This is a genomic window from Streptomyces sp. E2N166, from assembly GCF_003671715.1.
Lineage (GTDB): Bacteria > Actinomycetota > Actinomycetes > Streptomycetales > Streptomycetaceae > Streptomyces > Streptomyces thinghirensis.
Window position 1 is genome coordinate 518,174 of sequence record NZ_RAIF01000018.1, and the last position, 19,824, is coordinate 537,997.

20 protein-coding genes are annotated in these 19,824 nt (G+C 71.1%); 9 read left to right on the forward strand and 11 right to left on the reverse strand.

Going from position 1 to position 19,824, the window contains the following annotated elements:
- Positions 1-22: 22 nt before the first annotated feature.
- From EBH09_RS16730 to EBH09_RS16750, 5 genes are read right to left on the reverse strand one after another with little or no spacing between them, the layout of a single operon-like run.
- Positions 23-682, reverse strand: coding sequence for an ABC transporter (locus tag EBH09_RS16730; protein ID WP_238697338.1), 660 nt, complete (start codon positions 680-682; stop codon positions 23-25).
- A complete protein-coding gene (locus EBH09_RS16735; RefSeq protein WP_121747778.1) occupies positions 670-2,187 on the reverse strand; it encodes an ABC transporter permease in 1,518 nt (505 codons plus the stop codon). Before EBH09_RS16735 ends, EBH09_RS16730 begins: the two co-directional genes overlap by 13 nt.
- Positions 2,184-3,047 carry an ABC transporter ATP-binding protein gene (locus tag EBH09_RS16740; protein ID WP_121747779.1) on the reverse strand — a complete coding sequence of 288 codons (864 nt, stop codon included), beginning with the start codon at positions 3,045-3,047 and terminating at the stop codon, positions 2,184-2,186. The genes EBH09_RS16735 and EBH09_RS16740 overlap by 4 nt, the downstream gene beginning before the upstream one ends.
- A gap of 43 nt (positions 3,048-3,090) precedes the next feature.
- Positions 3,091-3,954 carry a zf-HC2 domain-containing protein gene (locus EBH09_RS16745; RefSeq protein ID WP_121747780.1) on the reverse strand — a complete coding sequence of 288 codons (864 nt, stop codon included), beginning with the start codon at positions 3,952-3,954 and terminating at the stop codon, positions 3,091-3,093.
- On the reverse strand, positions 3,951-4,493 hold the full coding sequence (locus tag EBH09_RS16750) for an RNA polymerase sigma factor (RefSeq protein WP_121747781.1): 543 nt from the start codon (positions 4,491-4,493) through the stop codon (positions 3,951-3,953). Before EBH09_RS16750 ends, EBH09_RS16745 begins: the two co-directional genes overlap by 4 nt.
- 276 nt (positions 4,494-4,769) lie before the next feature.
- Here EBH09_RS16750 and EBH09_RS16755 point away from each other — a divergent pair, with 276 nt between their 5' ends.
- The 7 genes from EBH09_RS16755 (at position 4,770) to pstB (ending at position 13,036) form a co-directional block, all read left to right on the forward strand.
- On the forward strand, positions 4,770-7,010 hold the full coding sequence (locus EBH09_RS16755) for an RNA degradosome polyphosphate kinase (protein ID WP_193776350.1): 2,241 nt from the start codon (positions 4,770-4,772) through the stop codon (positions 7,008-7,010).
- The gene (locus EBH09_RS16760) at positions 6,991-8,172 is read left to right on the forward strand and encodes a CHAD domain-containing protein (protein WP_121747783.1); all 1,182 of its coding nucleotides are present in this window, start codon (positions 6,991-6,993) and stop codon (positions 8,170-8,172) included. The genes EBH09_RS16755 and EBH09_RS16760 overlap by 20 nt, the downstream gene beginning before the upstream one ends.
- Before the next feature lie 39 nt (positions 8,173-8,211).
- On the forward strand, positions 8,212-8,655 hold the full coding sequence (locus EBH09_RS16765; protein ID WP_121747784.1) for an NUDIX hydrolase: 444 nt from the start codon (positions 8,212-8,214) through the stop codon (positions 8,653-8,655).
- Between the two features lie 217 nt (positions 8,656-8,872).
- Positions 8,873-9,997 carry a phosphate ABC transporter substrate-binding protein PstS gene (pstS, locus tag EBH09_RS16770; RefSeq protein WP_193776351.1) on the forward strand — a complete coding sequence of 375 codons (1,125 nt, stop codon included), beginning with the start codon at positions 8,873-8,875 and terminating at the stop codon, positions 9,995-9,997.
- A 130-nt stretch (positions 9,998-10,127) separates the two neighbouring features.
- Positions 10,128-11,141, forward strand: a complete 1,014-nt coding sequence (gene pstC, locus EBH09_RS16775) for a phosphate ABC transporter permease subunit PstC (RefSeq protein WP_121747786.1) — start codon at positions 10,128-10,130, stop codon at positions 11,139-11,141.
- A complete protein-coding gene (gene pstA / locus EBH09_RS16780) occupies positions 11,138-12,202 on the forward strand; it encodes a phosphate ABC transporter permease PstA (protein WP_121747787.1) in 1,065 nt (354 codons plus the stop codon). The genes pstC and pstA overlap by 4 nt, the downstream gene beginning before the upstream one ends.
- A gap of 57 nt (positions 12,203-12,259) precedes the next feature.
- On the forward strand, positions 12,260-13,036 hold the full coding sequence (gene pstB / locus EBH09_RS16785; RefSeq protein ID WP_055417635.1) for a phosphate ABC transporter ATP-binding protein PstB: 777 nt from the start codon (positions 12,260-12,262) through the stop codon (positions 13,034-13,036).
- 126 nt (positions 13,037-13,162) lie between these two features.
- On the opposite strand, the gene pitH is transcribed toward pstB, so the two are convergent.
- Both pitH and EBH09_RS16795 read right to left on the reverse strand, forming a co-directional pair.
- Positions 13,163-14,161: a low-affinity phosphate transporter PitH gene (pitH, locus tag EBH09_RS16790; protein WP_121747788.1), complete on the reverse strand. Its 999-nt coding sequence runs from the start codon at positions 14,159-14,161 to the stop codon at positions 13,163-13,165.
- Positions 14,162-14,168: 7 nt separating this feature from the next.
- Complete coding sequence (locus EBH09_RS16795; RefSeq protein ID WP_053133402.1) at positions 14,169-14,789, reverse strand: DUF47 family protein; 621 nt, start codon at positions 14,787-14,789, stop codon at positions 14,169-14,171.
- 239 nt (positions 14,790-15,028) lie between these two features.
- Between EBH09_RS16795 and EBH09_RS16800 the strand changes: the two genes are divergently transcribed.
- The gene (locus tag EBH09_RS16800; RefSeq protein ID WP_121747789.1) at positions 15,029-15,433 is read left to right on the forward strand and encodes a metal-sensitive transcriptional regulator; all 405 of its coding nucleotides are present in this window, start codon (positions 15,029-15,031) and stop codon (positions 15,431-15,433) included.
- Positions 15,434-15,482: 49 nt separating this feature from the next.
- Here the strand turns inward: EBH09_RS16800 and EBH09_RS37860 are convergent, their stop codons facing one another.
- From EBH09_RS37860 to EBH09_RS16820, 4 genes are all read right to left on the reverse strand, one after another.
- On the reverse strand, positions 15,483-15,662 hold the full coding sequence (locus tag EBH09_RS37860; RefSeq protein WP_121747790.1) for a hypothetical protein: 180 nt from the start codon (positions 15,660-15,662) through the stop codon (positions 15,483-15,485).
- A gap of 68 nt (positions 15,663-15,730) precedes the next feature.
- Entirely contained in the window at positions 15,731-16,645 is a 915-nt protein-coding gene (locus EBH09_RS16810) for a hypothetical protein (RefSeq protein ID WP_121747791.1), read from the reverse strand.
- 261 nt (positions 16,646-16,906) lie between these two features.
- Positions 16,907-17,617: a phosphatase PAP2 family protein gene (locus EBH09_RS16815; RefSeq protein WP_121747792.1), complete on the reverse strand. Its 711-nt coding sequence runs from the start codon at positions 17,615-17,617 to the stop codon at positions 16,907-16,909.
- A 237-nt stretch (positions 17,618-17,854) separates the two neighbouring features.
- Positions 17,855-18,874 (reverse strand): bifunctional lytic transglycosylase/C40 family peptidase, encoded by a 1,020-nt coding sequence (locus EBH09_RS16820; protein ID WP_121747842.1) that lies wholly within the window; start codon positions 18,872-18,874, stop codon positions 17,855-17,857.
- A 489-nt stretch (positions 18,875-19,363) separates the two neighbouring features.
- Between EBH09_RS16820 and EBH09_RS16825 the strand changes: the two genes are divergently transcribed.
- Complete coding sequence (locus EBH09_RS16825; RefSeq protein ID WP_121747793.1) at positions 19,364-19,672, forward strand: hypothetical protein; 309 nt, start codon at positions 19,364-19,366, stop codon at positions 19,670-19,672.
- Positions 19,673-19,824: the final 152 nt, after the last annotated feature.

Sequence of the window (19,824 nt, forward strand, 5' to 3'; positions counted from 1 at the left end):
GCCGGCGCGCCGACCCGGCCCGCTAAGCCGGTCCGGCGATCCCGCGCGACCGCCTTCCCCACCGCCCCATCGGCTCCGGCCCGCACACCCCCCACACCACGGCCGCCGCCGCCAGGAGCACCGCCCATCGGTCGTGCGCCGCCGGCCACCGCGGGTCTTCGGGCGGCACGAACAACGCCCAGCTCTCCGGCGCCAGCAGCGGCACGAGGACCGCCACGAGCAGCAGGGCCGCCGCGACGGACGGCCCCGGACGCGCCTCGTCCGTAAGCCGTACCGCCGTCGCGGCACCGGCGAGCGCCAGTACGGCCAGTACCGCCGCCTCCACGGTGATGTCACCGGCCGGGGGCCGGGACGCCGAGGGGGCGAGCAGCAGTACGGCCGTCCACCACAGCGCGGCGAGCGGTGCGACCATGGCCACCCGCAGCGCCTGCCGCAGCGGGCGCCGGGTCGGGACGGGTGCGGTGAGGTCCCGGGCCGGGTCGTCCAGCAGGAAGGCCAGGCCGAGGGCGCCGATCAGGGCGACGCCCCGCAGGAGGGTGAGCGTCTCCCAGGAGGCCGGTTCCGCGCCGACGGCGTCCGGCGCCGCGGCGAGCAGCAGCCCGAGAGCGCCGGCCGCCGCGAGGCCGCGCCACGGCAACGTGCGCCACACCGGGCCGACGAGGGCCGGGGTCACTCCTCGCACGAGTCCGCCTTCTCCGGCCCGGCCACACCCAGCAGTTCGGCGGCCCGGGCCGTCGTGACGCCCGGCGAGGTCAGCTCGTCCCAGTGCGCCTTCACCTGCTCGCCGACACCGGCGGGCGAATTCTCCAGCAGGCGTCGTACGACGTCCGTCTGTCCCTCCGTCATGGACAGCGGGTCGGTGGGCGACAGGACGACCGCGGAGCCCCGCACACTGTCGTCGACGCGGACCCGGCGCAGGGCGTTCAGCGGGTCGTCCTGCCAGCTCAGGGACAGCCACATGAGGGTGACCATCCGCCCGTCGCAGATCTCACCGCCCGCGTCCTCGGTGCCCGCGACGAGGACGGCGGCGACGGCGCTGGAGAACTCGGGGACCCGGTTGCCGCCCCAGGAGGTGCCCACGGTCACCTGGTGGGCGTCGGTCAGCGCGGGGATCGCGGCGTCGCCCTCCATCCCGTACCGGGCGTCGATCCGCTGCCGTACGACGAGCCGCCGGTCGTGCGCGGAACCGCCCGTGAGGGACTGGACCCGGTCCACCACCCCGGCCCAGGTACCGGTGCGGGGCTCCCACTCGGGGAAGGCGCAGTACGTCGACCGGCCGTGCTCGACGCAGGTCAGGTCGGGGCGTACCGAGGCGCGCTCGCGGGCCGCGGTCAGTTCCGGCGACGGCGCCGCGCCCCCGGCCTGCATGACGCCGCCCGTCACCGCCAGAGCGAGGGTCAGCACGACACCCGCCCGGACGGCCAGGTTCCGCGCGCCGGCGACGAGCACCGCGAGGAAGGCCGCGCACAGGGCCGCGCCCGCCAGGTAGAGGGCGTGCCAGGCCGCGGGCCGCCCCAGCAGGTCGGAGGGCAGGGTGTCGGGGCTGGTCTCGGCGACGACCGGCGCCAGCCAGGACAGCCCGCTCGCGCCACCCGGCGCCGTACCGAGAACGAGCGTGAACAGCAGCAGGACCAGTACCAGCGGCGCGGCGGGCGCGGACCGGATCACCCGGGCCAGCAGCACCCCGAAGGTCCCGAACAGCAGCACCGTCAGCGGCCCGACGAGCAGCTCGGCCGGCGAACCGCGCCCGACCGCGCCCGGCTTGAACGCCTCCCAGGCGAACTGACCGGCCACGCACACCGCGGTGAGCAGGGCGGCCGGTACGACGGACAGCGCGTGGGCCGCCGTACGGCGCCAGGGCGTCATCACCAGCACCGCGAGGTGGTTCTCGGTGCCGTGCCGTACGGAGCGCAGGGCGGCGAGGTTGGCGGACAGCAGAACGGCGAGGCCGACGAGCATCGGCATGCTCTGGGTGGCGCGGTCGACGTCCTGCAACGCCGGGTAGCCGTCCCAGGAGCTCCGCGTACGCCAGACGATCCACGCGGCGTACGCCACGAAGGCGATGACAACGGGGATGCTCAGCAGCAGACGGCGCGCCTCGAACCGGGCCAGGGCGAGCACGGCCCGCGTGCCGCCGCGCGGCCCGGTCTCCACGGCGGGCGGGGTCACCGTGAGTACGGCACTCATGCGGACACCTCCGCGTCGGCGCCGTCGAGGGCGAGCAGGTAGCCGTCCTCCAGGGTGGGGTCGGCCAACTCCGCTCCGGCGGGCGGATCACCCACGTTCCGGAATGATCCGGTCCCGGTACGCCACCCGGCCTTCGCGCCCGCGTCCCGCTCCGTGCTGCTCCACACCCGCCCGGCGGCCCGCGCGGTCAGCTCGGCCGGGGTCCCGTCGAACCTCACGGCGCCGGCGGCCATGACGACCACCCGGTGGCAGAGCATCGCCACGTCCTCGGTCTGGTGGGTGGACAGCAGCACGGTCCGCCCTTCTCCCGCCCCGGCGACCAGTTCCCGGAACCGCATCCGCTGTTCCGGATCCAGCCCGACGGTCGGCTCGTCGAGCACCAGGAACCCGGGGTCCCCCACCAACGCGGCCGCGAGCGCCACCCGCTGCCGCATTCCCCCGGACAGCTTCTTGATCCTCCGCCCGCGCACGTCCGCCAGATCGACCTCCTCCAGCACCCGCCGCACCTCACGGTGCCGGGCGCCACGGTCCGTCAGTTCCTTCAGGATCGCGACGTAGTCGACGAACTCGAAGGCGGTGAAGTCCGGATGGAAGCCGGGCGTCTGCGGCAGGTAACCGAGCCGCCGCCGCACCTCCTGCCGCCCGCTCGCGGTCCCGGGGTCGTGCCCGAGCACGGTGAAGGCCCCCCGGTCGGCGGGCACGGCGGTGGCGAGCACGCGCAGCAGCGTGGTCTTCCCGGCGCCGTTGGGCCCGAGCAGCCCGGTGACGCCCGGGGTCAGCCGCAGCGACACGTCGTCGAGGGCGCGGGTGCGGCCGTAGTGCAGGCTGAGCCCGGAGGCGGAAACGGTGGGGTGGTTCATACGGCACTCCCGTACAAGGAAAGGACAAGGAAGAAGGCAGGACTCACGCGGCACCCCGCGCGAAGACGTCGAACCGGTCGCGGAACAGGAACAGCAGCCCGGCACCCAGCACGGCCACCACCCCGGACACGCCCTGCCCGGCGGCCGTGAACGGCGCCAGCGGGCCGTCCTCGGCCGCGCGCGCCGCGTCCGCGGCGAGCAGCACGGCCACCCACGTCCCCGCGACCACGGACGGCGCGAGAACCGGACCCAGCCGGGGTGTCAGCGCGAGTCCGGTCGCGGTGAGGGCGAGCCCGGGCAGCAGCCAGGCCAGGGCGCGCAGCCCGTACCCCGGCAGGGCGAACGTCGCCAGCCCGTTCACCCCGAGCGCGACGGCCAGCACGGCGACCGTACGAATCATCAGCAGCCGGAAGCCGTGCGTCGGCGAGACGACCGTCATCTCGTACGTCGGATCCAGCGCGGGCCCGTAGGCGAGCGCCACACCGGCCAGCGGCAGCAGCGGGGCGACGGCGAGGAAGAGCGCGGGCTTGTCGGCGGCGCCGGCCGTGAGGGCGACGGCGAAGGTCATCAGCAGCACGGCGACGACCGCGCCGAGCCAGGACCGGCGCAGTACGGGGGTGGCCGCGAGCAGCCGCGCGGTGCCGTCCCCGACGCCGCACCGCACCAGCAGCCCTTCGAACCAGCCCGGCCGGGGCGCGTCCAGCTCGGCGTCGAGCCGCTCCCACCCCGCCTCCAGAGCGGCGGCGTCACTCACCTCGGCGAGAACCCCGCGGCAGTGCGCGCAGGCGGTCAGGTGGGCGTCGGCGGACCACAGCGCGGGCGCCGCCAGTCCGCCCCGGGCGTAGGCCCGCAGGTCGTCCTCGTCCACGTGCCAGGTCCCTCGGCGACGGCTGTCCTCGTCACTCATGCCAGCGCCTCCCGCAGCTGCCGGCGGGCGCGCATCGCCCGCGTCTTGACCGTGCCCGGCGGGATGCCGAGCAGGACGGCCGCCTCACGGGTGGTCAGCCCGTCGACGACGGTGGCCTGGAGCACCGCGCGCAGCTCCGGCGAGAGCCGTACGAGGGCACCGGCGAGGTCGCCGTGCTCGACACCTGCGAGCACCCGCTCCTCGGCGGAGACCTCGTCGCGGTGCCGCAACCGGGCCAGCGCCTGCCGCAGCCGCCCCCGCGCCCCGTCGCCGCGCAGCACGTCGACCAGCCGCCGCGACCCGATCCGCCACAGCCACCCCGCCACGTCGCCCTCCTCCCGGTAGCGCGCACTGCCGCGCCACACCGCCAGGAAGGTCTCCTGTACGACGTCGTCGACGACACCGGCGTCGGCGCAGCGGCCGCGCAGGCGCGCGGCCAGCCAGGGGGCGTACCTGCGGTACAGCTCCTCGAAGGCACGCCGGTCGGCATCGGCGGCGACGGCCCGCAGCAGCTCCCCGTCGCTTCTCGTTTCGCTCACGTCTCCTCATCGGACGAGCCCGGCCAATCGGTTCACACGATCGCAGGCGGAAATCCCGGACGAGGGCGTGGGCCGGGCCCGCGCGGGCCGCCTCGGACACCGCCGCCCAGAGCCACCGCCGGAGGCCCGCCGCTATCCCACACGTCATGTCCTCGTAACCATCGATTCAGACAGCCTTGCGACGCTCACCGAATGAAGCCGACCGTGCCACCCGGAGCAGAACATTCCGCGCCTTCCGACGCGCCTGTCCTGCGCGCGGCGCGGAAGAATGGGTTCATGAGGCAGCCGAACAGCCAGGCAGAGGTCCAGCACACGCAGCCCTCCGTGGGCTCCATCGCCGCGCACCGCCCGCACACCGTGGCCGCCACGGTCTCCGACCTGGAGCCCGACATCGACGCGGACCTCGACGGGTACGAGGAGTCGGAGGAGTCCCAGGCCGGCGGCGCCCAGCTCCCGCAGGGCCGCTTCCTGGACCGCGAACGCAGCTGGCTCGCGTTCAACGAACGCGTGCTCGAACTGGCCGAGGACCCGGGCACGCCCCTCCTGGAGCGCGCCAACTTCCTCGCGATCTTCGCCAGCAATCTGGACGAGTTCTTCATGGTCCGCGTCGCCGGCCTCAAGCGCCGCATCGCGACCGGCGTCGCCACCCGCTCCGCCTCCGGCCTCCAGCCCCGCGAGGTCCTGGAGATGATCTGGGCCCGCTCCCGCGAACTCATGGCCCGGCACGCCGCCTGCTTCCACGAGGACGTCGCCCCGGCGCTCGCCGGGGAGGGCATCCACCTGGTCCGCTGGAACGAACTCGCGGAGAAGGAGCAGGCCCGCCTCTTCACCCTCTTCCGGCACCAGATCTTCCCGGTCCTCACGCCCCTCGCGGTCGACCCGGCCCACCCCTTCCCGTACATATCGGGCCTCTCCCTCAACCTCGCGGTCGTCGTCCGCAACCCGGTGACCGGCCACCGCCACTTCGCGCGGGTCAAGGTCCCCCCGCTGCTCTCCCGCTTCCTGGAGGCGTCCCCGGGCCGCTACGTCCCCATCGAGGACGTCATCGCCGCCCACCTCGAAGAGCTGTTCCCCGGCATGGAGGTCCTGGAGCACCACGCCTTCCGCCTCACCCGCAACGAGGACCTGGAGGTGGAGGAGGACGACGCGGAAAACCTCCTCCAGGCCCTCGAGAAGGAACTCATGCGGCGCCGCTTCGGCCCGCCCGTGCGCCTGGAGGTCGAGGAGTCCGTCGACCGAGAGGTCCTGGACCTCCTCGTCCGCGAGCTGAAGATCGGCGAGGCGGAGGTCTACCCGCTCCCCGGCCCCCTCGACCTCACGGGCCTCTTCCGCATCGCCGGCATCGACCGGCCCGAGCTGAAGTATCCGAAGTTCGTCGCCGGTACCCACCGCGACCTGGCCGAGGTCGAGTCCGCGTCCGCGCCGGACGTCTTCGCCGCCCTCCGCAGCCGCGACGTGCTGCTCCACCACCCGTACGACTCCTTCTCCACCTCCGTACAGGCCTTCCTGGAGCAGGCCGCGGCCGACCCGGACGTCCTCGCGATCAAGCAGACGCTGTACCGGACGTCCGGCGACTCCCCGATAGTCGACGCGCTCATCGACGCGGCCGAGTCCGGCAAGCAGGTCCTCGTCCTGGTCGAGATCAAGGCCCGCTTCGACGAGCACGCGAACATCAAGTGGGCCCGCAAGCTGGAGGAGGCCGGCTGCCACGTCGTCTACGGACTGGTCGGCCTGAAGACCCACTGCAAGCTGTCGCTCGTCGTCCGCCAGGAGGGCGAGACGCTACGCCGCTACAGCCACGTCGGCACCGGCAACTACCACCCGAAGACGGCCCGCCTCTACGAGGACCTCGGCCTGCTCACCGCGGACCCGCAGGTCGGCGCGGACCTCTCCGACCTGTTCAACCGCCTCTCCGGCTACTCCCGGCGCGAGACGTACCGCCGCCTCCTCGTCGCGCCCAAGTCGCTGCGCGACGGCCTGGTCTCCCGCATCCACAAGGAGATACAGCACCACCGCGCCGGCCGTCCCGCCTACATCCGCATCAAGGTCAACTCGATGGTCGACGAGGCCGTGATCGACGCGTGCTACCGCGCGTCCCAGGCGGGCGTTCCCGTCGACGTGTGGGTGCGCGGCATCTGCGCGCTGCGACCGGACGTGACGGGCCTGTCGGAGAACATCCGGGTCCGTTCGGTTCTCGGCCGCTTCCTCGAACACTCGCGCGTCTTCGCGTTCGGCAACGGCGGTGAGCCCGAGGTCTGGTTCGGCAGCGCCGACATGATGCACCGCAACCTCGACCGCCGCATAGAGGCCCTGGTCCGGGTCACCGACCCGGCCCACCGGGCGGCTCTCAACCGGATGCTGGAGACCGGCATGTCCGACGGCACCGCCTCCTGGCACCTCGGCTCGGACGGTGAGTGGACCCGGCACGCGACCGACGCGGACGGCTCGCCCCTGCGCAACGTCCAGGAGATGCTCATAGACGCCCGGAGGCGCCGGCGTGGCACAGCGACACCTTGACCCGACGGACCCCGCCGCCACGGCCACGGCCGCTGCCGGCCCGCCGGTACCAGCGGACCCGGACGCCCTCGCGGGCTACCTGCGTGCCCAGGCCACGGAGTTCCTCCGCGCCCTGCGCCAGCACCGGGAGTCGGGCACGGGTACACACGGCGGGAACGGCTCGCACGGCGCGCGCCGCTCGGACAGGGCGACCCCGGACGCGGCCCCCGTGGACGCGGCCCGCGCCCTGCGCCGCGCCGCCCGCCGGCTCAGCGGCACCCTGCACACCTTCCAGCCCCTGCTGGACGCCGACTGGGCGGAGGGCATGCGCCCCGAGCTGGCGTGGCTGTCCGGCACGCTGGGGATGGAGCACGCGTACGCGTCCCGCCTGGAACGCCTGCTCCAGGCCCTGCACCGGCTGTCCGGTTCGTCGGCGTTCCCGGCCCAGCAGGCGGCCGGCCGGGCCACCGCCGCCGGGGGCGCCGGCCACCCGGCGCCCCCGGAGCGCGGCAGCCTCACCGTGGGCGCGGCCAAGGCGGGCGCGCTGCTCGACCGCCAGCTGACCCTGGCCCGCACCCGGGCGCACTCCACCGCCCTCCAGGCCCTGGGCAGCAGCCGCTTCCACGCCGTCGCCGACAAGGTCGCCTTACTGGCGAGCGAGGTCCCGCTGAGGACCACCGGACCCGCCACGTCCGGGACCCGGGCCAACGCCACGACCGGCGCCGCGTCCCCCGCCGGCCTCCGCCCCCTGGCCGCCGCCGCGGAGAACCGCCTCACCGACGCCGTGGCCGCACTGCCCCTCGTCACCGCGGGGAGCCCGTACAACGCGGAGGCGCTGATCCACGGCCTCTCCCCGGACCCCGTCGCCCAGCCCCAGGACGCCCCGTGGCACCAGGTCCGGCTGCTGCTGCGCCTGCACCGGTACGCGCTCGAAGTACTGGCCGGCGAGGAGGGCGAAGGCTCCGGTGACGTACGCCTCCTGGCCGCCGGCGAGGCCCTGAACCGCCACCGCGACGCCGCGGAGGCCGCCGCGGCCGCGGCCCAGGCCGCCCGTACGCCACGCATCGCGCCCGCGACGGCGTACGCGCTCGGCGTGCTCCACGCCGACCAGCGGCATGAGGTGGAGGCGGCGAGGTACGCGTTTCAGCACAGCTGGCGCAAGGAACCCATCAGGCTGCCGTAGGACCGTCGGGCTGCCGCAGGACAGGAGGGGTGAGCGCACGTGAGTCCCGCAGACGACACCACCGTCCGCGCGGCCGGCTGCGTCCTGTGGCGCCCCGCGCCCGGACCCCACTCCCCCGGCCTGGAGCTCTGCCTCGTCCACCGTCCGAAGTACGACGACTGGTCGCACCCGAAGGGCAAGCTCAAGCCCGGCGAGGACCCGCTCGCGGGCGCCCTGCGCGAGGTCGCCGAGGAGACGGGGTACGCCGCCGCACCGGGCGCCGAGCTGCCCACCGTCCACTACCTCGCGGACGGCCGCCCCAAGGAGGTCCGGTACTGGACGGCCGCGGCCACCACCGGCGCCTTCACCCCGTCCGACGAGGTCGACCGCATCCTGTGGCTGGAGCCCGCGGCGGCCCGCGCCCGCCTCACTCAGCCGCGCGACCGGGCCCTCGTGGACGCCCTGCTCGCGACACGTCCGCTCGGAACCACTCCGTGTCCTTGACGTGAGCGTTCCGTGACCTCACCGCACCGTCCACAGGGGTTCACCCCCCGTTCATTTATGCCCTTCGGCGGCTTCACCTGTTCTGCCTAGTTTCAGCCTTACCGATACGGGGCGCTTCTCGAAAACGCGTCCGTATCGCTCAGTCTCGATCGTCTTCAACGCCACTCCTCGCACGCCGCCGGATTCAGGACGGCGGCTCCTGGAAGGAACTCCCTCAGTGAAGCTTCAGCGCATGAACCGGCGGGCCCTCGCTCTCGGTGCTCTCGCCGTCTCCGGCGCCCTGGCCCTCACGGCGTGCGGCTCCGACGACACCGGCGGCGGCAGCGGCGGGGACGCCAGCGCCACCGCCAACAGCAACATCAAGTGCGACGACGCCAAGGGCCAGCTCCAGGCCTCCGGCTCCTCCGCCCAGAAGAACGCGATCGACGCCTGGGTCAAGCAGTACGTTTCGGCCTGCCGGGACGTACAGATCAACTACAACCCGACCGGCTCCGGCGCGGGCATCACCGCGTTCCTCCAGGGCCAGACCGCCTTCGCCGGCTCGGACTCGGCGCTGAAGCCCGACGAGATCGAGCAGTCCAAGAAGGTCTGCAAGGACGGCCAGGCCATCGACCTGCCGATGGTCGGCGGCCCGATCGCCGTGGGCTTCAACGTCCCCGGCGTCGACACGCTCGTCCTGGACGCCCCGACGCTCGCCAAGATCTTCGACAGCAAGATCAGCAACTGGAACGACCCGGCGATCGCCAAGCTCAACCCCGAGGCCAAGCTGCCCGACCTCAAGATCCAGGCCTTCCACCGCTCGGACGAGTCCGGCACCACGGACAACTTCACCAAGTACCTGAAGGACGCCGCGCCGGACGACTGGAAGTACGAGGGCGGCAAGTCCTGGGAGGCCAAGGGCGGCCAGTCCGCCAGCGGCTCCTCCGGCCTCGCCCAGCAGGTGAAGCAGGTCTCGGGCTCCATCTCGTACTTCGAGCTGTCGTACGCCAAGGACGGCATGAAGACCGTCGACGTCAAGACCGAGGCCGCCGAGCCGGTCAAGGCCACCGTCGAGAACGCCACCGCGGCCATCGGCGCCGCCAAGGTCGTCGGCACCGGCAAGGACCTCGCGCTGGAGCTGGACTACACGCCCACCGCCGACGGCGCCTACCCGCTCGTCCTGGTGACGTACGAGGTCGTCTGCGACAAGGGCAACAAGGCCGAGAGCCTGCCCGCCGCCAAGTCCTTCCTGAACTACATGGCCTCGGAGGACGGCCAGGGCCTGCTGAAGGAGGCCGGCTACGCCCCGATGCCCACCGAGATCATCACCAAGGTCCGCGAGACCGTCTCGGGCCTGAGCTGACCCGAGTGCGGTCCGGCCTCCGAGCGGGGGCCGGACCGCACCGTCCGGTGCACCGCCGCCAGGAGCCCCCGAGACGGACGGCTCCGCCCGAGCCGCCGCGTACGGCGGCTCCGCAGACCGGAGAAACCCGATGGACATAACCACTGATCCCCAGAAGCCCGCACCAGCCCCCGTACCGCACCAGCCTCCCGGGAAGGACGCCAAGCGCGCCGCACGCGGCGCCACCCGCCCCGGCGACCGGATCTTCCTCGGGCTCTCCCGCGGTTCCGGCATCTTCGTGCTGGTCATCATGGCCGCCATCGCGGCCTTCCTGACCTACCGCGCCTCGATCGCGATCAGCAAGAACGAGGCCAACTTCTTCACCACCCTCGAGTGGAACCCCACCGGCACGCCGCCGGAGTTCGGCATCGCGGTCCTGGCCTTCGGCACCGTCGTGTCGTCGGTCATCGCCATGGCCGTCGCGGTCCCGATCGCGGTCGGCATCGCCCTGTTCATCACGCACTACGCGCCGCGCAAGCTGGGCGGCGCGATCGGGTACGTGATCGACCTGCTCGCCGCCGTGCCCTCGATCGTCTACGGCCTGTGGGGCGCGCTCGTCCTCGTGCCGCACATGGAGGGCCTCTTCGGCTGGCTGGACGAGTACCTCGGCTGGACCGGCGTCTTCGAGTGGAACCAGGGCGCGCCGCGCTCGCTGTTCACCGTGGGCATCCTGCTCGCGATCATGATCCTGCCGATCATCACCAACGTCAGCCGTGAGGTCTTCCGGCAGGTCCCGCGTATGCACGAGGAGGCCGCCCTGGCCCTCGGCGCCACGCGCTGGGAGGTCATCCGCATGTCGGTGCTGCCTTTCGGCCGCTCCGGCGTCATCTCCGCCTCGATGCTCGGGCTCGGCCGCGCGCTCGGCGAGACGATGGCCGTGGCGATGGTGCTCTCCTCGAGCTTCGAGATCAACCTCAGCCTGCTCGACACGGGCGGCGGCACCTTCGCCCAGAACATCGCCAGCAAGTTCAACGAGGCGACCGTGATGGGCCGTGACGCGCTGATCGCCTCCGGTCTCGTCCTCTTCGTCATCACCCTGCTGGTCAACGGTGCGGCCCGGATGATCATCGGACGCCGCAAGGAGTACTCGGGGGCCAACGCATGAGCCACGCAACCCTTACCCCCAAGAGCCGCAGCTCCCTGCGCGGCGCCACGCTGCCCAAGTGGTTCCTCTGGGCGGTCGCCGCCGGCTCGATCGCGGCCGGCCTGGGCATCAGCGCCGCGGCCGGACTGAACAGCAGCATCCAGTGGGCCCTGATCGCGGCGGTCCTCTTCGTCCTGGGGACGTACGCCATCTCGGCGCGCGTCGAGGGCGGGCGCCAGGCCAAGGACCGGGTGGCGACCAGCATGGTGTGGGTCGCGTTCATCGTGGCCGTGATCCCGCTGGCCTCCCTGGTCTGGGCGACCGTCAAGCGCGGTGTGAAGGTCCTCGACGGCTACTTCCTCACCCACTCGATGGGCGTGGTCGCCGACGCCGAGGTGGGCGGCGGCATCTACCACGCCATCCTCGGCACCCTGGAGCAGGTCGGCATCGCCACCCTGATCTCCGTGCCGGTCGGTGTACTCACCGCGATCTACCTGGTCGAGTACGGCAGCGGCAAGCTCTCCAAGGCCGTCACCTTCTTCGTCGACGTCATGACGGGCATCCCGTCGATCGTCGCCGGTCTGTTCATCCTCAGTACGTGGATCCTGATGCTGGACATGGGTCCGTCCGGCTTCGCCGGCTCGCTCGCCCTGTCGATCCTGATGATCCCGGTGGTCGTCCGCTCCACCGAGGAGATGCTCAAGCTCGTCCCGAACGAGCTGCGCGAGGCGTCCCTGGCTCTCGGCGTGCCGAAGTGGCGCACGATCCTGAAGGTGGTCCTGCCGACGTCGGTCGGCGGCATCACCACCGGCGTCATGCTGGCGGTCGCCCGCATCACCGGTGAGACGGCCCCCGTGCTGCTGCTGGTCTGGGGAACGGACTTCATCAACGCGAACCCGTTCCAGGACCCGCAGGAATCACTGCCGATGTACATCTATCTGCAGTTCGCCAACAGCGGCGGCTACGGAGCGGCCTACGACCGTGCCTGGGCTGCGGCCCTGACGCTCATCGCCTTCATCATGATCCTCAACCTCGCGGCCCGCGGCATCGCCCGCTGGAAGGCCCCGAAGACGGGTCGCTGACGCGGCCAGAGCAACAACAGTCAGCGCCCCGGACACGCGAAAGAAGAAGTGATACCCATGGCCAAGCGCATAGATGTCAGCGGCCTCAACGCCTACTACAGCTCCTTCCTGGCCATCGAGGACATCTCGATGACCGTCGAGCCCCGCTCGGTGACGGCCTTCATCGGCCCCTCCGGCTGCGGCAAGTCCACGTTCCTGCGCACGCTCAACCGCATGCACGAGGTCACGCCGGGCGGCCGGGTCGAGGGCAAGGTCATGCTCGACGACGAGAACCTCTACGGCGCGGGCATCGACCCGGTGGCCGTACGCCGCGAGGTCGGCATGGTCTTCCAGCGGCCGAACCCGTTCCCGACCATGTCGGTGTACGACAACGTCGCGGCCGGCCTGAAGCTCAACGGCAAGTTCAAGAAGTCGGAGCTGGACGACGTCGTCGAGAAGTCCCTGCGCGGCGCGAACCTCTGGAACGAGGTCAAGGACCGCCTGAACAAGCCGGGCTCCGGTCTCTCCGGCGGTCAGCAGCAGCGCCTGTGCATCGCCCGCGCCATCGCGGTCGAGCCGAACGTGCTGCTCATGGACGAGCCCTGCTCCGCCCTGGACCCGATCTCCACCCTGGCCATCGAGGACCTGATCGGCGAGCTGAAGGAGCGCTTCACGATCGTCATCGTGACGCACAACATGCAGCAGGCGGCGCGCGTCTCGGACCGTACGGCGTTCTTCAACCTGGCGGCGGTCGGGCAGCCCGGCAAGCTGATCGAGATCGACGAGACGGAGCGCATCTTCTCCAACCCGTCGGTCCAGGCCACGGAGGACTACATCTCGGGCCGCTTCGGCTAGGCCCGGACCCGATCCCCTCGCGGTGCTGCATGGCGGTGCCACCGCGAGGAGCACGAGGGCCCGCTCCCGTTCACCGGGGGCGGGCCCTCTCAGCTGCGGCACAGCCGCGGGCAGTCGTGCCGCCCGCTACAGGAACGCCAGATTCACGACCCAGAACGAACACGCGGCAACCGCCGCAGCCGCCGGCATCGTGATGAACCAACCCATGATGATGTTCTTGGCGACACCCCACCGCACGGCGTTCACCCGCTTCGTGGCCCCCACACCCATGATCGCCGAAGTGATCACATGGGTCGTCGAGATCGGCGCGTGGAACAGGAACGCCGACCCGAACATGATCGACGCCCCCGTGGTCTCCGCGGCGAACCCCTGCGGCGGGTCCAGCTCGATGATCTTCCGCCCCAGCGTCCGCATGATCCGCCAGCCGCCCGCGTACGTCCCCGCGGACAGCATCAGCGCACAGGCGATCTTCACCCACACCGGAATGGGATCGCCGTAGTCCTCGACATCGGCGATGACCAGCGCCATCACCACGATGCCCATCGTCTTCTGCGCGTCCTGCAGACCGTGCCCCAGCGCCATACCCGCCGCGGACACCGTCTGCGCGATACGGAAGCCCCGCTTCGCCTTGTGCGGGTTGGCCCGCCGGAAGATCCACATGATGGCGGTCATCACCAGATAACCGGCGAGCAGTCCGACCACCGGCGACACGAACATGGGGATGACGATCTTGTCGAGTACCCCGTGCCAGTACACGGTCGTACTGCCGGCCAGCGCCGCCCCGACCATGCCGCCGAACAGCGCGTGCGAGGAGGACGAGGGCAGACCGAAGTACCAGGTGATGAGGTTCCAGACGATGGCGCCCACGAGCGCCGCGAAGAGGATTCCCATCCCCTTCGAACCCTCCGGTGTCTCGATCACCCCCTCACTGACCGTCTTGGCGACCCCGGATCCCATGAACGCACCGGCGAGGTTCATGACGGCGGCCATCGCGAGCGCCGCCCGGGGCGTCAGCGCGCGCGTCGACACGGACGTCGCGATCGCGTTCGCCGAGTCGTGGAAACCGTTGGTGTACGTGAAGAAGAGCGCGACCCCGATGGTCACGACCAGAGCGAAGGTGTCCATGAAGAGGTCAGGACTCCTTGACCGCGATGGTCTCCACCGTGTTCGCCACGTGCTCGAAGGCGTCGGCCGCCTCTTCCAGGACGTCCACGATCTGCTTCAGCTTCAGCACCTCGATGGCTTCGTACTTGCCGTTGAAGAGGTGGGCGAGCAGCTTGCGGTGGACCTGGTCGGCCTGGTTCTCCAGCCGGTTGACCTCGATCCAGTACTCGGTGAGGTTGTCCATGGTGCGCAGGTTCGGCATCGCCTCGGCCGTCAGCTCGGCGGCCCGCGCCAGCACCTCGATCTGCTGGTCGACACCCTTGGGCAGCTCCTCGACGTTGTAGAGGACGACCAGGTCGACGGCCTCCTCCATGAAGTCCATGATGTCGTCGAGGGACGATGCGAGGTTGTAGATGTCCTCGCGGTCGAAGGGCGTGATGAACGAGGAGTTCAGCTGGTGGAAGATCGCGTGGGTCGCGTCGTCACCCGCGTGTTCGGCGGCCCGCATACGCTCTGCGATCTCGGCCCGGGCGGATGCGTCCGCCCCGAGCAGTTCCATCAGGAGCTTGGAGCCCGTGACGATGTTGTCCGCGGAGGCGGCGAACATGTCGTAGAAGCTCGTCTCCCTGGGGGTCAGACGAAAGCGCACGTGGGGTCCTCGGGGTGCATCGGTTTCGGTCAGGCTGATGCTAGGCGCATCATCCGGCCACGGCTAACGGGCCGTCCTCCAGTGTCGCCCATCAGGCAGAGTGATGAGCAGGGGGGCGGCGCCAGGGGCTCTGTCAAGGGCCCCTTACCCCGCAAAGTTCGTTACCATATACCCGCCAGGGGTATATGTCCGCTATCTGCCCGAACTCTGCCCACTATGCCCCACAACAGGAGGACGCGATGACGACCACCGAGGCCGGCGCAGGTGCGCCCTCCCCCGCCGTGGGCGCGGTGGAGACGGAGGGGACGGACAGGGCGAACAGGGCGGACGGAACGGACATCGTGACCGACCACGACCGCGGTGTGCACGGCTACCACAAACAGAAGGACGAGCACCTCAAGCGCCTGCGCCGCATCGAGGGCCAGATCCGCGGCCTGCAGCGGATGGTCGACGAGGACGTCTACTGCATCGACATACTCACCCAGGTCTCCGCCTCCACGAAGGCCCTGCAGTCCTTCGCGCTGCAGCTCCTGGAGGAGCACCTGCGCCACTGCGTCGCCGACGCGGCCGTCAAGGGCGGCGCCGAGATCGACGCGAAGGTGGAGGAGGCGACGAAGGCGATCGGCCGCCTCCTGCGCACCTGACCCCGGAGCCGGCAGGACCGGCCGCCCGCCTGCGTACCCGGCCGGCTTCCTACTGGCCGGCCGCGGCCCCTCGCTCCTCGGCCACCCGCAGCACCTCGTCGATGCTCTCCAGGCTGAGCCGCTCCCGGGCGGCCGAGGCCGCGATGATCAGTTCGCCGCACAGCTCGATCTCGGCGAGGGCCACGTGGTCCTGAACCGTCGTACCGCCGACCGGAGCCACGCGCGTCACCTCGTCTCTGCCGTCACCGGCTTCCTAGAGTAGGGAGCGGCCTACGCACCGCGCATGGCACGGAAGGGCTAGTTCTTGCCGCCCGACGCCTCGTCCGACCCCTCGTCCGACGCCTCGCCCGACGCCTCCCCCGGCTCCGCGGCGATCTTGCCGGCGTAGATGTCCCGGTCCTCCGGCAGCCGTACGCGGACGGCGGCGCCGAAATCGTAGAGCAGCGTCGTCGAGGCGACGGCCACGGTGCCCTCGTCCCGCCCGTTGGCGAAGCTGAAGCGGTGCCGGACCTTGCGGATACGGCCCTCGTCGTCGAGGTAGGCGTCGAACGGCACCTCGGCGGTGGCGAACCCCTTCGCCGCCGCGGCCAGCGCCTGCCTGTTCCCCTCCGACGCGCCGCGCGCCGCCCGAGCGAGGTCGGCGGTCCCCCGGTAGTGCCGCACCGCGGTTCCCGCGACCTCCGTCCGCCCCACGTACGTCGCCGTCCGGGTCCCGCGCAGCACCTCTGCGGCGGCGAAGGGGTCCGTCGCGCCGCCGGTCACCAGGTTTCCGTCGGACAGCGACGCGGTCTCCACCCGCACCCACTTGTCGTCGGGCACGCCGGCCCCGCGGTTCTTCATGAAAAGGGCACCCGGCGCGAGCAGTTCGGTGATCGGCCGATGCTCACTCGACCCCGCCGGGTCCTGCGGCAGCCGGACCTTCAGCCGCCCGAGCCGCCCCTCGAAGTCGTACACACCCTCGCCCCGGATGGTCACCCGCGTCCCGCCGCTGGCCATCTCCATCGCGGTGCGCGCCTTGGCGCTCCCGGCGGCCACCAGCCGGTCGGCGGCCCGGTGCAGCACGGCGACCGGATCGCCGCCGCCGGCCCCCTGAGCGGCGGCCCCCTGCCCGGAGCACCCGCTCCCGGCCAGACACACGCAGATCACGCCCCCGGCGAGGACGAGCCCTGCGCCCACCCTCCCTTTCCTTCGCTCCCTCTCCCACCCGAACATCGCCACCTACCCAGCCGTCACACGCGTTCCGGACCCCCTGCCGTCCCGGTTAACGAGGGGCAGGCGACGCCGGTAACGTTGTGGGCGTGGCGCAGCAGGAAGGTCTCGAAGCTCCCCAGGAAGTCCCGGAACACCTCACGAGGACGGTCGAACAGGGCCCGTTCTGCCTGGCCCGCTGCACCTGCGGCTGGCGAGGCCCGGCCCGCAGAGCGAGAAGCCAGGCCCGTACGGACGCGAAGACCCACGCACCGTCCTGACGTCTCAGGCGGCGAGGTCCCGCTGCCCCGTCTCCGCACTCTCCTTGCGCGCCCCCGGGACCACGGCGTCGCGCCCGGCGGCGTCCCCTCGCCCCCGCGCGCTGACCAGCCACCCCACCCGGGGTGACCGCTCGACGGCCCGGGTCAACGGCGTCAGCAGGGCCATGGCGAGAGGCGACAGCAGCAGCGCGACCGCCGTACCGAGGGCGAAGCCGCCCACGACGTCCGTCGGGTAGTGCACGCCCATGTAGACCCGGATGAACCCGCCGAACACCGCGAGCACGATCGCGAGGAGCCCGAACTTCCGGTTGGCCACGAACAGGGCGACGGCCAGGGCCATGCACAGCGTGGCGTGATCGCTCACGAAGGAGAAGTCGTCCTTACCCGCGACGAGCACTTCCAGCCCGTCATGGGACTTGAACGGCCGCGGCCGTTCGACGAAACCCCTTATCGGCACGTTGACCAGTACCGCGACACCGGCCGCGAGCGGCGCCCACACCAGTGCCGCCACGTTCGAGGCCGCGTCCTCGCCGCCCCGCCGCCGCACGGACCACCAGCACCACAGCACCAGCAGCACGATCGCGAACAGCAGTCCGTACTCACCCACGAACTCCATGACCCGGTCGAACCAGTGCGGTGCGTCCTTGGCCAGGCCGTTGATGTCGTAGAGCAGCTCGACGTCGGGGTTCGACCCGGATTCGGCGAGTCCAGCCATGGTGCTGCGGCCCCTTCGTCATGTCCTCCGGCGCACCGAGCGCACGCCTCTTCTGCCACCCCCGTGGTCGTAGATCCGCCGGTTCCTTCTCAGCCCGCACACCTACACGTCAACAGGAACGCACGGCCCCCGTTGATACGTTCCACGCTCCACCGAATGATCACGCAGACGTTATCGAAGAGAAACACGTCACCGCAGCTCAGGGCATGGATTCACGTTGCGTCCAAACCATGGCATTCACACCGTCGTGGGCAGCGCTTTCGCGCCATCCTCGGTCACCCGGGTGGCCCCGAAGTAATCAGGGGTGTCGATCGGGTCGAACCGGATCACAGCACCCGTCCGCGGCGCGTCGATCATGTATCCGCCGCCGACATAAATCCCCACATGCCGGATGGCCCGGGAGTTGGTGAGATCGTCCGAGAAGAACACCAGGTCGCCGGGCATCAACTCGTCCCGCGACGGATGCGGCCCCGCGTTGTACTGGTCGTTCGCGACCCGCGGCAGTTTGATCCCCACACTCTCGTACGCCGCCTTGGTCAGCCCCGAACAGTCGAACCGCCCACCCTGCTCAGGCGTCCCGTTCCCACCCCACAGATACAGCGTCCCGAGCTTCTTCTGCGCGTAGGCGATGGCCCCGGCGGCCTGCTCGGACGGATCGACCCGCGTCTCGGGGGCCGCGAAGCTCTTCTCCAGGGTCGTGATCACCTTGACGTAGTTCTGGGTCTCCTTGTACGGCGGCACGCCCTGGTACTTGATGACCGCGTAAGCCCCCGCGTTGTAGGAGGCCAGCATGTTCTCGGTCGGATTGCCGGGCACGTCCTTCACGTACGACGCGAGGGAGCAGTCGTACGACGCCGCCGACGGGATGGCGTCCTTCGGGTCCCACACGTCCCGGTCGCCGTCCCCGTCCCCGTCGATCCCGTGGGTGGCCCACGTCCCGGGGATGAACTGCGCTATGCCCTGCGCCGCCGCGTGGCTCTGCGCCCTCGGGTTGAAGCCGCTCTCCTGGTAGAGCTGGGCGGCGAGCAGCGCGGGGTTGATGGCGGGGCAGAGATTGCCCCACTTCTGCACGAGCGGCTGGTACGCCGCGGGCACCGACCCCTTGGCCAGCTTCCTGGCCCCGCCGCCGGCGCCGCCCGCGAGGTTTCCGGCGACGAGGTAGACGCCCACGACGAGCAGCATCACGAAGCCCATCCCGCCCGCGACCGCGACACCGGCGCCGACCCACATCTTGCGCATGGCCCAACTCTCCCCCATGTCGAAGCCGTTCAATGACACTTTCCGGCCATGTCGAGGACAAGGACCCCGACCGGCGCAGACCCGGGTGACCTTCACCCACGTGGACGACCCCGGCTCCTCCGTCCGCGTTCACGGCACCGGCACCCCCCGGACCGTCGCCACGACGGATCGTCAGAAGTGGGAAGCCGTCCCGCCCGACGTGCGCGCGGGCGAGTCCGGTCACTTCGCAGAAGGGCCCAACGACGCAACCACACGACAGGTTGCGGTCCAGCGTCATTGCCCGGCGTAACCGATCGTGATACACAGAGTGACCATACGACTCTTCGCATACCGGTCCGCGCAACCCTGTTAGGGCCCGGCACGGACCGGTGGCAAGCTATTGGCACGAAACCCGCCAATCAATGACGCCAAGTCGACATACGTCGGCGTCATTGTCGGCGACAATGAGGCTTGACCTCTGCACGTCCGCAGAGGGCGCGGAACTACCCAACAGGGGCGGTGACTTACATGCTCTTTGCGGCCGACGAGGGAGACATCAACACCATCATCGGGGGGATCGCTCCGGACTGGGGCCCCTTCGGCAGCCTGGGCAACGAGGCCAAGATCATGATCGAGGTGGTGATGGCCGTCGCGATTCTGCTCTGCCTCGGCATCGCCATCTGGGGCGCCGCCAAGCAGCGCATCGGTGCCACCGCGCTCCGCGACACCTTCAGCGCGGAGCAGGGCAAGGGCCTCATCGTCGCGGGCCTGACGGGCGTGTTCATCATCGGCTCGCTCGGCACGCTCTTCACCATCGTGTACGGGATGGCCGTGTAGCCCGGCGCACATCCGTTCCTCCCCTCCATCCCACCCGCCCGTCGTGCCAACCGGCTGAGGTTGCGTTTCCCTGATGTCGAGTCACCACACCGCGCCCGCGCGGGAACCAGCACGGCTACCGTCGTACTTCTACGGCAGGCACGACGTCGAGG